Annotated in this window: 12 protein-coding genes; 7 read left to right on the forward strand and 5 right to left on the reverse strand. The window is 64.8% G+C overall.

Features of this window, described 5'->3' with window-relative positions:
- Nucleotides 1-10: 10 nt before the first annotated feature.
- Genes ACWGTI_RS05155 through ACWGTI_RS05175 form a run of 5 tightly spaced genes read left to right on the forward strand, consistent with a single transcriptional unit; the run spans nt 11 to nt 4104 of the window.
- Nucleotides 11-997: an ABC transporter permease gene (locus tag ACWGTI_RS05155; RefSeq protein ID WP_454586105.1), complete on the forward strand. Its 987-nt coding sequence runs from the start codon at nt 11-13 to the stop codon at nt 995-997.
- Nucleotides 994-1824: an ABC transporter permease gene (locus ACWGTI_RS05160; protein ID WP_454586106.1), complete on the forward strand. Its 831-nt coding sequence runs from the start codon at nt 994-996 to the stop codon at nt 1822-1824. Before ACWGTI_RS05155 ends, ACWGTI_RS05160 begins: the two co-directional genes overlap by 4 nt.
- Nucleotides 1821-2813: an ABC transporter ATP-binding protein gene (locus ACWGTI_RS05165; protein WP_454586107.1), complete on the forward strand. Its 993-nt coding sequence runs from the start codon at nt 1821-1823 to the stop codon at nt 2811-2813. Before ACWGTI_RS05160 ends, ACWGTI_RS05165 begins: the two co-directional genes overlap by 4 nt.
- The gene (locus ACWGTI_RS05170) at nt 2810-3595 is read left to right on the forward strand and encodes an ATP-binding cassette domain-containing protein (protein WP_454586108.1); all 786 of its coding nucleotides are present in this window, start codon (nt 2810-2812) and stop codon (nt 3593-3595) included. The genes ACWGTI_RS05165 and ACWGTI_RS05170 overlap by 4 nt, the downstream gene beginning before the upstream one ends.
- Nucleotides 3592-4104 (forward strand): L-2-amino-thiazoline-4-carboxylic acid hydrolase, encoded by a 513-nt coding sequence (locus ACWGTI_RS05175; protein ID WP_454586109.1) that lies wholly within the window; start codon nt 3592-3594, stop codon nt 4102-4104. Before ACWGTI_RS05170 ends, ACWGTI_RS05175 begins: the two co-directional genes overlap by 4 nt.
- Before the next feature lie 17 nt (nt 4105-4121).
- Here the strand turns inward: ACWGTI_RS05175 and ACWGTI_RS05180 are convergent, their stop codons facing one another.
- From ACWGTI_RS05180 to ACWGTI_RS05200, 5 genes are read right to left on the reverse strand one after another with little or no spacing between them, the layout of a single operon-like run.
- Nucleotides 4122-4904, reverse strand: a complete 783-nt coding sequence (locus ACWGTI_RS05180) for a DeoR/GlpR family DNA-binding transcription regulator (protein ID WP_454586110.1) — start codon at nt 4902-4904, stop codon at nt 4122-4124.
- A 2-nt stretch (nt 4905-4906) separates the two neighbouring features.
- Nucleotides 4907-5710, reverse strand: a complete 804-nt coding sequence (locus ACWGTI_RS05185; protein ID WP_454586481.1) for an HAD-IIB family hydrolase — start codon at nt 5708-5710, stop codon at nt 4907-4909.
- 7 nt (nt 5711-5717) lie between these two features.
- Nucleotides 5718-7010 carry an iron-containing alcohol dehydrogenase gene (locus tag ACWGTI_RS05190; protein ID WP_454586111.1) on the reverse strand — a complete coding sequence of 431 codons (1293 nt, stop codon included), beginning with the start codon at nt 7008-7010 and terminating at the stop codon, nt 5718-5720.
- A gap of 15 nt (nt 7011-7025) precedes the next feature.
- Nucleotides 7026-8483 carry a xylulokinase gene (locus ACWGTI_RS05195; RefSeq protein WP_454586112.1) on the reverse strand — a complete coding sequence of 486 codons (1458 nt, stop codon included), beginning with the start codon at nt 8481-8483 and terminating at the stop codon, nt 7026-7028.
- Nucleotides 8483-9160, reverse strand: a complete 678-nt coding sequence (locus ACWGTI_RS05200; protein ID WP_454586113.1) for a 4-hydroxythreonine-4-phosphate dehydrogenase — start codon at nt 9158-9160, stop codon at nt 8483-8485. The genes ACWGTI_RS05195 and ACWGTI_RS05200 overlap by 1 nt, the downstream gene beginning before the upstream one ends.
- A gap of 162 nt (nt 9161-9322) precedes the next feature.
- Between ACWGTI_RS05200 and ACWGTI_RS05205 the strand changes: the two genes are divergently transcribed.
- Both ACWGTI_RS05205 and ACWGTI_RS05210 read left to right on the forward strand, forming a co-directional pair.
- Complete coding sequence (locus ACWGTI_RS05205) at nt 9323-10705, forward strand: ABC transporter substrate-binding protein (protein WP_454586114.1); 1383 nt, start codon at nt 9323-9325, stop codon at nt 10703-10705.
- Between the two features lie 67 nt (nt 10706-10772).
- Entirely contained in the window at nt 10773-11702 is a 930-nt protein-coding gene (locus ACWGTI_RS05210) for a carbohydrate ABC transporter permease (protein ID WP_454586115.1), read from the forward strand.

Here is an 11702-nt window from a genome sequence, read left to right on the forward strand (position 1 = left end):
CCTTTTCCCCATGACCCGCGCCCTCACCCTCATCCGCCGCCGTCTCGTTGGCAGCGTCTTCGTGCTGCTGATTGTCATCATCGGCACGTTCCTTTTGCTCGAAGCCGCTCCCGGCGACGCGGTCGATGCCTACATCGTCTCGACCGGCGGCGACGCCGGCATGATCGAATTGCTGCGCCATCGCTGGGGTCTCGACCAGTCGGAACTGACACGGCTCGCCAACTATCTCTGGGCGCTGCTGCATCTAGACCTCGGCCAATCCGTCACCTTCTCGCGGCCGATCCGTGACTTGATCCTGGAGCGCCTCCCCACCACGCTGCTCCTCATGGTCAGCGCCACCGCGCTCTCCTTCGGCTTGGGCTCGGCGCTCGGCATCTATGCCTGCGCCAAACCTGGCAGTCTGCGCGACCGCTTCCTGTCCATCGGCTCGCTGGCGCTTTATGCCGTGCCTGGCTTCTGGCTCGGCCTGGTGTTGATCGTCGTCTTTGCCGTCGACCTGCGCTGGCTGCCGATCGGCGGCATCGAGAGTCTGGCCTCGGACAAGATTGGGCTTGCCCGCGCCGCCGACATCGCCGTCCATCTCGTGCTGCCGGTTTCCGCCCTCGGCTTTATCCATCTAGCGCTCTATCTGCGCATGATGCGCGCCGGCATGGCCGAGGCCTGGCGCCAGGATTTTGTGCTGGCCGCCCGTGCAAGGGGGTTGTCGGACCCCCGCATCGTGCTTGCCCATGTCGCCCGCAATGCGCTCTTGCCGCTGGTCACCATGCTCGGCCTGCAATCGGCGCAGATGCTGGGCGGCAGCGTCGTCATCGAGAGCGTCTTTGCCGTGCCCGGGCTCGGCCGGCTGGCGCAGGAGGCGGTGGCCGCGCGCGACACGCCGCTGCTGCTCGGCATCATCCTCACCAGCGCTGTGCTGGTCATCGCCATCAACCTTGCCGTCGACATCGCCTACGCCTTCCTCGACCCGCGCGTCGGCGCCAGCGAGGCCAGCGCGTGAAACCGCTCAATCGGTACCTGCGCAGGCCGGAAGCGGTCGCCGGCGCGATCATCCTGGCGCTGCTTTTTGCCATGGCGCTGTTTGCATCGCTGCTTTTCCCCGGCGATCCGCAGGCCATTGCGGGCCCCGCACTGCTGCCGCCGTTTCAGGACTGGTCGCTGCCGCTCGGCACCGACCGGCTCGGCCGCGATGTGCTGGCCGAGTTGTTCCACGGCGCCCGTACCTCCCTGGCGGTCGGTCTGGCGGCAGCGGCCGCCGCGCTCTTCATCGGCGCGGTCGTCGGCACGCTAGCCGGCTTTGCCGGTGGCCTCATCGATGAGGTGCTGATGCGCATCACCGATGCCTTCCAGACCGTCCCCAGCTTTCTTCTGGCGCTGGCCTTCGTCAGCGTCGTCGGCCCGTCGCTCGGCATCGTCGTCGCGGCAATCGCGCTCGGCGCCTGGACCGGACCGGCACGTGTAGCGCGCGCCGAAGTTCTGTCGATCCGCGAGCGCGACTATGTCGCCGGTGCCCGTGTCATCGGCATGCATCCGCTCGAAATCGCTTTCCGCGAGGTGCTGCCCAACGCCTTGCCGCCGGTGCTGGCGCTGTCCTCGGTGATCGTCGCCGCCGCGATCCTCACCGAAGCAGCACTGTCCTTCCTCGGCCTCGGCGACCCCAACCGCGTCACCTGGGGCGGCATGATTGCCGAAGGCCGAACTGTGCTGCGCACCGCGCCCTTCCTGTCGATTGTCCCGGGCGTAGCCCTCGTATTGACCGTGCTCGGCGTCTACCTCGCCGGCGAAGGTGTGGTCGAGACGACGGCTGTGCGAAGGAGCCTGTCGTGACCGCACTGGCTTCGATCCACGATCTCTCGGTGCGCTATATCAGCGATGGCAGCAAGGTGACGGCGCTGAACGGCATCAGTCTTGATGTCCTTGCCGGCGAACGGCTGGCGGTCATCGGCGAAAGCGGTTCAGGCAAGAGCACGCTGGCGCTGGCGATTGCGGGGTTGTTGCCGGGGTCTTCTCGTATCGGCGGACGCATCGATTGGTCGGTGGCACAATTTCGACAGTTGAGTTCAGCCACACCCCCCTCTGTCCTTCCGGACATCTCCCCCGCAAGGAGGGAGATCGGCAGTTCCACCGTCGGCTCTTTTCCTCCCACTGTGGCCATTGGCGAAGGCAGAAGTGAGAGAATAATCTCCCTCCTTGCGGGGGAGATGGCCGGCAGGCCAGAGGGGGGTGTGCAGGAACGCCAACCTGCATTCATCCCCCTCCCCGGCCGCGACATCGGCTACGTCTTCCAGGACCCTTCCGCCAGCCTCGACCCCGTGATGACGATCGGCAAACAAATCGCCGAAGTCGCCCACACTCATCTCGGCGTCGACTGGCCGCAGGCTTATGCCAAGGCAAAGCAGTTGCTCGCACGCGTCCGCCTGCCTGACCCGGGCTCGGCCATGCGCGCCTTTCCGCATCAGCTCTCCGGTGGCCAGAAGCAGCGCGTGGCGATCGCTGCTGCGATCGCGGCTGGCCCAAGGCTGCTGATCGCCGACGAGGCGACCAGCGCGCTCGACACCATCGTGCAAGCCGAGATCGTCAGCCTCATTCGGCAACTGGTGGCAGAGGACGGCATGACGCTGCTGTTCATCAGCCACGACATCGCGCTTGCCGCAGAGCTCGCCGAACGCATCGCCGTGTTCCGGCACGGCGAGTTGATCGAGATCGGCCCGACGGAGCAGATCATCAATGCCCCGCGCCAAGCCTATACGCGGACGCTGCTCGACGCTCATATCGGCCTCGACGCCGAACTGCTGCTGCGGCAGGCGCCGGCATGAGTGTGCTCACCGTCTCCGACCTCACCAAGCGCTACCGCCGCGGCGGCACGGCCATCGCCGCCGTCGACGGCGTCTCCTTCACCATTGAACCCGGCGAAACGCTGGCGCTGGCCGGGCCTTCCGGCAGCGGCAAGTCGACAATCGCGCGGCTGGTGCTCAGGCTTATCGAGCCCGATGCCGGAACCATACAATTCGAAGGCGATGACTTCCTTGCCTTGAAGGGTGCGGCCCTGCGCGCCCGGCGCGCGCGGCTGCAAATAGTGTTCCAGGATCCGCTCGCCGCCTTCAATCCACGCGCCACCGTGGCGCGCGTGCTAGACGATCCCTTGCGCATCCATGCCATCGCCTCTCGCGCCGAGCGCCCCGCCCGCATTGCCGCCTTGCTCGAACGCGTGGGGCTCTCCACCGATCTCGCGCCGCGCGCCATCCACGAAATATCCGGCGGCCAGCGCCAGCGCGTGGCGATCGCCCGCGCCATCGCAACGAAACCGTCGCTGATCGTGCTCGACGAAGCGGTGTCGGCGCTCGACGTTTCGGTGCGCGGACAGATTCTTGAGCTGCTGCTCGACCTGCAAGCCAGGGAACGGATCGCCTATCTCTTCATTTCGCATGATCTCGGCGTTGTCAGAGCCATCGCCCACCGCGTCGTCCTTCTCGACGCCGGGCGGATTGCCGAGAGCGGCAACGCCCGCGCCGTCATCGACGCACCGCAATCGGCGATCGGCAAGGCGCTGGTGGCGGCGGCACCAAGATTGAACAGAAGCCACAGGCAGGTACCATGACCGATCCCGAAGCGGCCAGAGCTGAAAAACTCTCGCGAGAACTCGATTCCGCCTTCCGCAACCGCGCCGATCTCTACCGCCTGTTGCTCGATGAACTGACCAGCGAGCTGGGCGCGGACAAAGCCGAGGCGATCATGGTCCGCACCATCGAACAGCGCGGCAAGGAGGTGGCGGCGACCGCCTTTGCCCGCTTCGGGCCTAACGACGCGCCGGCCATTGGTGAAGCATTCCTGGCCGTCAGCCCGGACGGCGGCCTGATGTATCCGACCGATGTCGAGCGCGGCCCGGACCACATCGCCTTCAAGGTGAAACGCTGCCCGCTGAAGGATGCCTGGGTCGAGGCCGGTGTCGGTGACGAGAAACTTGCCACGCTCTGCCGCATCGCCGGCGCTTTCGACCGCGGCCTGTTCGAGGCGACGGGCGTGCGCTTCGACAACGTCACCTGGTCGCCGGGCCACGGCCCGGGATGCTGCCACATCGCGCTGACCAACCGGGATGCTGCCGGATAGGTAGCTGCGCCCCCCAATCAATCGGCGGGAAACACATGCAGCTCCGTGCCCGCCTGTTTGGTAGCAGTGCGCAGGTCGGCCTTGGGTTCGCTGTCGGTGACGATATCGGCAATGTCGTCAAGTCCGCAGATGCGTTCCAGGCTGGAGCGGCCGAACTTGTCGTGGGTCACAACCAGCACCGTCGACAGGGAACGCGATATCATCGCACGCTTGACTGCCGCGGCGCCCGAGATCATGTCGCTCGGACCGTCTGCACTTAACCCCGAGGCACCGATGATGGCGACGTCGGCATTGTAGCGGCGCACGAACTCGACCGTGTCTTCGCCCAGCACGCTACCTTCCCGGCTGTCATAGGTTCCGGGGCAGAGCAGCACGCGGAAGGTCGGATTGGCGCCAGCCACCGAGGCCACGCCGGTGGAATTGGTGATAATGGTCAGGTCGCGCTTCAGCTGCGAAAGGTTGCGCGCCACCTCATAGGTGGTCGAGCCGCCATCGATCATCACGATCTGGCCTTTCTCGATCAGGCCTGCGGCGCCGCGGCCGATGCGGGCGCGCTCCTCGACCAGGGTCAGGCCGCGCTCGGAGATTACCGGTTCGGACGTCACCAGCGAGATCGTTGCACCGCCATAAGTGCGGTTGATCAGCCCGGCATCGCCCAGCTCGATGAGATCGCGGCGGATGGTCTCGCCGGCAACGCCGATGCGGCGCGCAAGCTTGGATATGCGAATGGACGCCGACCGGCGCACTTCCGAAAGGATAAGCGCGTGCCGCTCCTTCTTCGTCAGTCGGCCATGATCCATGATTATTCCATTCCCTTTGCAGCAATCAACGCGTCGGCAAGCTCGGCAAATCCGTGCGCGCCGCGCCCGCTTGTGACGAAGGCAGGAGATGCCGGAAGTTCGCCGGCGAAGTCCAGCACATTAGCGACGCCGACGCTGTTGGGGAAGAAGCCGAACATTGGTGCGTCGTTTGGACTATCGCCGACGAAGACAATGCTGTCCTTGTCGTGGTCAATATCTATACCGAAACAGTCGCGCAAGAATAGCCGGCTTGTCGACAGTTTGTCGTATGTGCCGAACCAGCCATTGACATGGATGGACGAGATTTTCGCCGTCGCACCGAAGCGTTGGAAGATACCGACGATCTTCAGCACTTCGGTTTTGGGCAGCGGTGCGACGTCCTCGCAGAAATCGATCGCAAGGTCGGCCTCGCGATAGGTCTGGTCGGCAGCGACCGCCGCACCCGGAATTTCCGCGAGCACGGCGCGTTCGATCTCGCGCAAACGCGCCGCGTCGGCCTGCCGTTCGGCAGCGCTTCTGGCGTAGTGGCGGACCATCCGCTTGGCAACGTCGTCGTAGCGAAAATAAAAGGCGCCGTTCTCACCGATCACGCCGTCCACCGGCCATTGCCGGGCGATCAGGTCGCACCAGCCGGCAGGCCGGCCGGTAACCGGCGCGACGATGAACCCGGCCTGCTTCAGCCGTTCCAGCGCCGCATAGGCCTTTGCCGGCAGCCGCCCCTTGTCGGTCAAGGTGTCGTCGATGTCGGTCAGTACGACGGCGATCCCGCGACGATCCAGGCCGGTGAAGTCGGCGAGCGGACGCAGCACTCGCTCAGGCTCCCGCCGCGACCGTTTCGAGCGAGGCGGCCGCGACGTCGAGCATCGTGAACCTGTCGCGGATCAGCCGCGCATTGGCTACCGCTTCATCGTAGAAGGCGGCGGGTATGGCGACCTCCTGCGGCGTGGTTGGCGCGCCGGCGGCACGCAGTGCTGCCGCGATCTCGCGCGCCGGACGGGCCACGCGGGAAAGCCTTTCGCGATACGAACGCCATTGCTCGGCCAGCATGGTGTTGATGGCGGTCGCCCGCTCATTGTCGAGCAGCTTGGGCTTGAACGCTGCCCAGCAGGAGCGTCCGAGGGTTTCGCCAAAGATCTCGATGAAACGGTCCGGCGTATCGGAGGACGGCGCAAGCTGCAGTTCCGGCAATGCCAACACCCGCTCCTGCAGCCGCGCCATCGTCAACGTCGTCACCGCTATGTGTTCGCCGTGATGCGCATCGGGCAGTCCCTGGCCGCGCATATCGATGTAGTGGGCGATCAGATGTTCGCCCTGGCTGGCCGGATAGGAGCCACCGCACAAAGTCATGCCGAGCCCCGACATGACCAGCGTGCGGACCAGCACTTCCATTGCCGCGAGGTCGCCGGTCCTGAGTTCGCCGGCCTTGGCGATGAGCGCCTTCTCATCCTCGGCCAGAAGCATGAACGGCGCCTGCCTGTAGGGCGTACCGAGCAAAAGATGCGCCATCAGCCAGTCGGTCTGCGCGGTCGGCCGCGCCATCGAATCGCCGAAGCCGGCTGCGATCAGTCGGTGCGGCGCCCGTGCCATCACGTCGAGGTCGAGGAACACCCCGACCGGCAGGCTCGCCGTCAGCGATTTCTTCAGGCCGTCCTCGGTGATCGCCGCCGACACCGAGGTGTAGCCGTTCATCGACGGCGCTGTGCCGAACACCACATAGGGTTTTTGGGTCAGGTGCGCGGCATATTTGGTGATGTCGTTGATCGAACCCGATCCGACCGCGACCAGTCCGCTGGCATTCTTCGTGCGGGCGATCACCGATCGCACGGCGTCCATGTCTGGATGCGGACGGCGCGGCAGGATGATCTTGTCGACATCGCTGGAGCCGCGCAGCGCGATTGACACCCTCTCGCCCAGCGCCAGGCGGGTGTCGGGATCCATCACCACCGCAAGCTTGCGACCGAGGGGCAGCAGCTTGACCAGCGCATCGGCCTCGTCACCAAGACCGCGGCCGATGACGATGGTCTTCAGCGGCACTGATAGCGCTCCCTCGTCATCCGGGTCGGGCAGGGTGCCGGCAATGAGGCTATCGAGCATTTCCTTGGACATCGGGATGTCGTCCAATCAGTCGCTATGAAGCGGGGTCAGGGCATCGAACAGGGTCCGATACCGGCGGTAACTTCTGTCGTAGGCGGCCATGGCCGAAGGATTTGGGTCGATCGTCTCGATGCCGCCGCCCAACCTTTCGGCCGCCTGCTGCACCGAGGACACAAGGCCGATGGCGGTGGCGGCAAGGATTGCCGCGCCGATCGGCGAGGCATCGGCGGCACTTGCTATCTCGACCGGCCTGCCGCTGACATCGGCACGGATTTGCGCCCACACCGGGCTGCGGGCACCGCCGCCGGAAAGCCTGATGCGCCCGGTGGCGATGCCAAGCTGGTCCAGTCGGTCGATCACGTCGCGCATGCCGAAGGCACAGCCTTCCAGCACTGAGCGGGCGCAGGCCGCTTTGCCGTGGAAGGATGTCAGCCCGTAGAAAGCACCACGCGCCTCGGCAATCCAGCGCGGCGCCATGGCGCCGGACAGTGCCGGCAGGAACAGCAGATCGTCGCTGCCGGCAACGACCGTCGCCGCCAACTCCGACATCGCCGCCGGCGAATCGACGCCGAAGGTAGACTGGAACCAGGTCACTGCGCCGCCCGAAAGCCATCCGGGGTTGGAGACGAAATAGCGGTCACAAAGAAAACCATGCGTCTCGACCAGGCCGCCGGGATCGAGGCTAAGTGTGTCAGACACCGCACCGACCACTTCTGCCGTGCCGAGATTGCAGGCAACGATACCGGGCACGACAACGCCGGCGCCGATGGCGGCGGAAAAATCATCGCCCGTGCCGACTGCCAGCGGCGTGCCCACAGGCAGGCCTGTCAGTTCGGCGCCGGCCGCGGTCAAGGCGCCGGCGGCCGCCGATGCATCGTCGATGCCCGGCAGCTTATCCGCATCGATGTCGAAGGCCGCCAGCAGATCGCCGGCATAGTTGCGCTCGTTCAGCCCATAGAGCATGGTGGTCGAGGCAAGTGCGTGGTCGATGACGGCACGACCGCACAACGCAGCGACCACGAACGAAACCGGCTGGTGCCAGAGCGCCACGCGACGCGCTTCGGGCAGGTTGCGCGCTGCCCAGCGGATTTTCGCCGCCACATGGGTGGCGTCGAGGACGAGACCGGTGCGCTCGCGGATGAAACCTGGATCTATGCCGGCGATCTCTCCCGACGCCCGCCGATCCATCCAGATGATGCAAGGCGCCAGGGCCTGGCCGCTGCCGTCGACCGCGACGCAGCCGTCGAGCTGGCCGGCAATGGCAATGCCCTTGATGTCGGACGGTGCAAGCCCAGCCTTGTCGAGTGCGCCGGCAATAGCCGGCTTGAGCGCCGCCAGCCACAGCGCCGGATTCTGTTCGGCCCAACCCGGAGCCGGGAAGGCCGGCTGATAAAGCACAGCGGCCTCGCCACGCAGCCGCAATTCGTCATCGACGACGATCGCCTTCAGGCTTTGTGTGCCCAGATCGATGCCGATGACTGGCATTAGACACGCTCGCAATCCGCGAGGACATCCCGCAGCTGCGAGAGGATAGAACCTTTCGTCGGCGAATAGGAACCGTCGAAAACCGCTGTGCCAATGGTAAAAGCGTTGGCGCCGGCCTGCTTGATTGCCTTGATCCGATCGGCCGAGGCTACAGCGCCGGCGACGATCAGATGCCGCGACGGCCCAAGCCCGCGCCGGGCGGCGCGAACCAGTTCGGCCGGGTCGGCCTCGGTGGCGCGATAGGCGAGGATGTCGCATCCCGCACAACCCTTTTCGGCGAAGGCGCGGCAGTCGGCCTCGACATCTCCCGGGGAGCCGCCGAGCTTGGTCGGATGGCCGACCGGCCGGCCCGGAAAAGGGTAGTATTCGGTATCGCTCCCTTCCAGCAGAGCCATGATCTCGTCGACCTGGGTGCCGCCGAGCAGCCGCTGGATGCCGAGATCTCTGGCGATGCGCGCCGAATTGAGGCAGGCCTCCGCTGTCGTCGAGACAACTTCCATGTAAGTGGTGGCGCCTGTCCGGCGAATGGCGCCGGCGAGCTTGCTCAATACATCCGGCGCCACGCCGATGTCCTTGAAGCCGACATGCTTCAGGCCGACCGGCTCGATCAGCTCGACCAGGTCGAGACAGTCCTCGACCGTACGATCGTTACGCGTCAGCATGAAGATGAAGTCCATCCGAAAGGTCCCTCGCCTGGTCGGGAAAGCCGGTTTACTGCCGGTCTGTTAACATCTCCCAACCATTTGTTGCAAGGTGCCACATTTTAATTTGCAGTACCACACATTTTATGACAGAACGGGCGCCGGCCCGCCAGGCACGACTTCTAGGGAGAGGGAAGAATGCTCAAGCCGCTGAGACGTGGGAGTACCGCATCCGGACTGCTCGTCGTCGCCGCCCTTATGTGGCAAATCACACAGGCTGCTGCGTGGGACCTGAAGGAGGCGTCGAAGCCCTACAGCGGCCAGACCATCCGCATGGTCGGCGAGGCGCTGCCGCCGCTCGAAGCGCTGAAGAAGATGGCGCCAGAGTTTGAAAAGCAGACCGGCATCCATGTCGAAGTCGAGATGTACGAGCATTCGGAAGCCGTCAACAAGGTGCAGCTCGATCTCAATTCGCACCGCGGCCGTTACGACGTCATCATCCAGCCGCACCGCGAACTCGGCAAGTTCGCCACCAACAACCATCTGATCGAAATCGCCAAGATGATGGCCGACCCGGCTTTGCGCGATCCGACCTTCGAGCCGGAAAAGCAGCTCTACCAGACTGCCTGGCACGAGATCTCCTGGTATGACGGCAAGGAGTACGGCTTCCCCTTCACCGTGCTCAACATGTTCATGTGGTACCGCTCGGACCTGCTCGCCGATCCCAAGGAGCAGGCCGGCTTCAAGGCGAAGTATGGCTACGACCTGACGCCCGCCAAGGACTGGAAGCAGTATCGCGACATCGCCGAATGGTTCTATCGCCCCGACCAGGGCTTTTACGGCACCGCCCTGCAGGGCAAGCGCCACGAGGCGCTGTGGTATGAGTGGCTCAACTTCCTCTATTCCTTCGGCGGCGACGTGCTCGACGTGAAGAGCGGCTCAGCCTGCGGCCCGGTCATCGTCAACAGCCCCAAGGCCGTCGCCTCGCTCGAATATTACAAAAGCCTGCTGCAGTTCTCGCCGCCGGACAGCCTCAACTATTTCTGGGACGACGTCATGGCGCTGATGCAGCAGGCCAAGGTCGCCGAGCTGATCATGTGGAACGACGCCACCTATGCCGTGTCGGTCGACACCACCGCCTCCACCGTCGTCGGCAAGGTCGGCTTCGACCTCGTGCCGCAAGGCGAAGGCGGCAAGATCGGCCAGGTCGAGGGTTGGACCTATCTGATCCCGGTCTATTCGAAGAACCAGCAGGCCGCCTTCCTCTTCGTCCAGTGGATGATGGGTTATGACCGCCAGCTTGAGCAGCATCTCAATGGCGGCGCTTCCGGCCGGCCCGATGTCTATGCTTCGGCGGAGGTGCAGAAGCTGCCCTATGCCAAGGCTTCGATGGAGGCCAACGAGCATGCAGTGCCGAAGGCGACACTGCCGCAATCGGCCGAGATGACCGACATATTGGTGCGCGAGCTGTCGTCCTACCTCGCCGGCGAGAAGGAAGCGCAGGCTGCCCTCGACACCGCCGCCACCGACATCTCAACATTGCTCGGTTCTTGCGCACCCATGACCTATCCGGCACGATAGGTCTCGAATGTCGCGCAGAGGCTACCCGCAAGAAGCGGGTAGCCATTCTTGTCCGCAGGAAATGCCCGTGACGAACCGCACTCCATCGCCGCGCGGAATGCCGCTTCTCGACCGTGGGGTGGGACCGCTGCTGATGCTGCCGGCGACGCTGCTTGTCGTCGTCTTCCTGGTCGGCCCGTTCTACTACATGGTCTATACCGCGTTGACCGACCTCAGCTTTGCCGATGCCAGCCATTCCGGCGCGTTTGTCGGCTTCGACAATTTCCGCAAGCTGACGCGCAACGATCCGTTCTTCTGGGCGTCGTTCCTGCTGACGCTGAAATTCGTCCTCATCGCCGTGGGCCTCGAATTCCTGCTCGGCTTCGCGCTGGCCTTCATGATCTTCCGCTTCGTCGCCAGCCAGCGGCTTTTGACCACGCTGCTGCTCATCCCGATGATGATTGCGCCGGTCGCCGTCGGGCTGATCTGGCGCCTGCTTTTGCAGGGCGATTTCGGCATGCTCAGCTTCTACATGCGCAAGGTCGGCCTGCTGGCGCAGAACGCGGCGGTGCTTTCGGCACCCGACCTCGTTTTTCCGACCATCGTCGCCATTGACGTCTGGCAGTGGACGCCTTTCGTCACCCTGATCATGCTGGCCGGCATGATGAGCCTGCCGCGCGCGCCGTTCGAGGCGGCGATGATGGACGGCGCAAAACCGTTCCAGATTTTTCGCGACGTCATGCTGCCGCTGCTGCGGCCGGTCATCGCGCTGGTGCTGCTCTTGCGCGGCATCGACGCCTTCAAGGAATTCGACAAGGTGTTTTTGATGACCGGCGGCGGCCCGGGAACGCTGACCGAGCTGGTCTCGATCTATGCCTACCGCGTCAACTTCCGCAACTGGGACCTCGGCTACGGCGCCGCGGTCGCCTTCATGATCTATCTCGTCGTGCTGATCCTGTGCTCGGTCTTCTACAAGGCCGTCTACTGGTCGAGCCGCAAGCCGGCGGCGGCGTTTTGA

This window comes from Mesorhizobium sp. ArgA1, assembly GCF_053714375.1.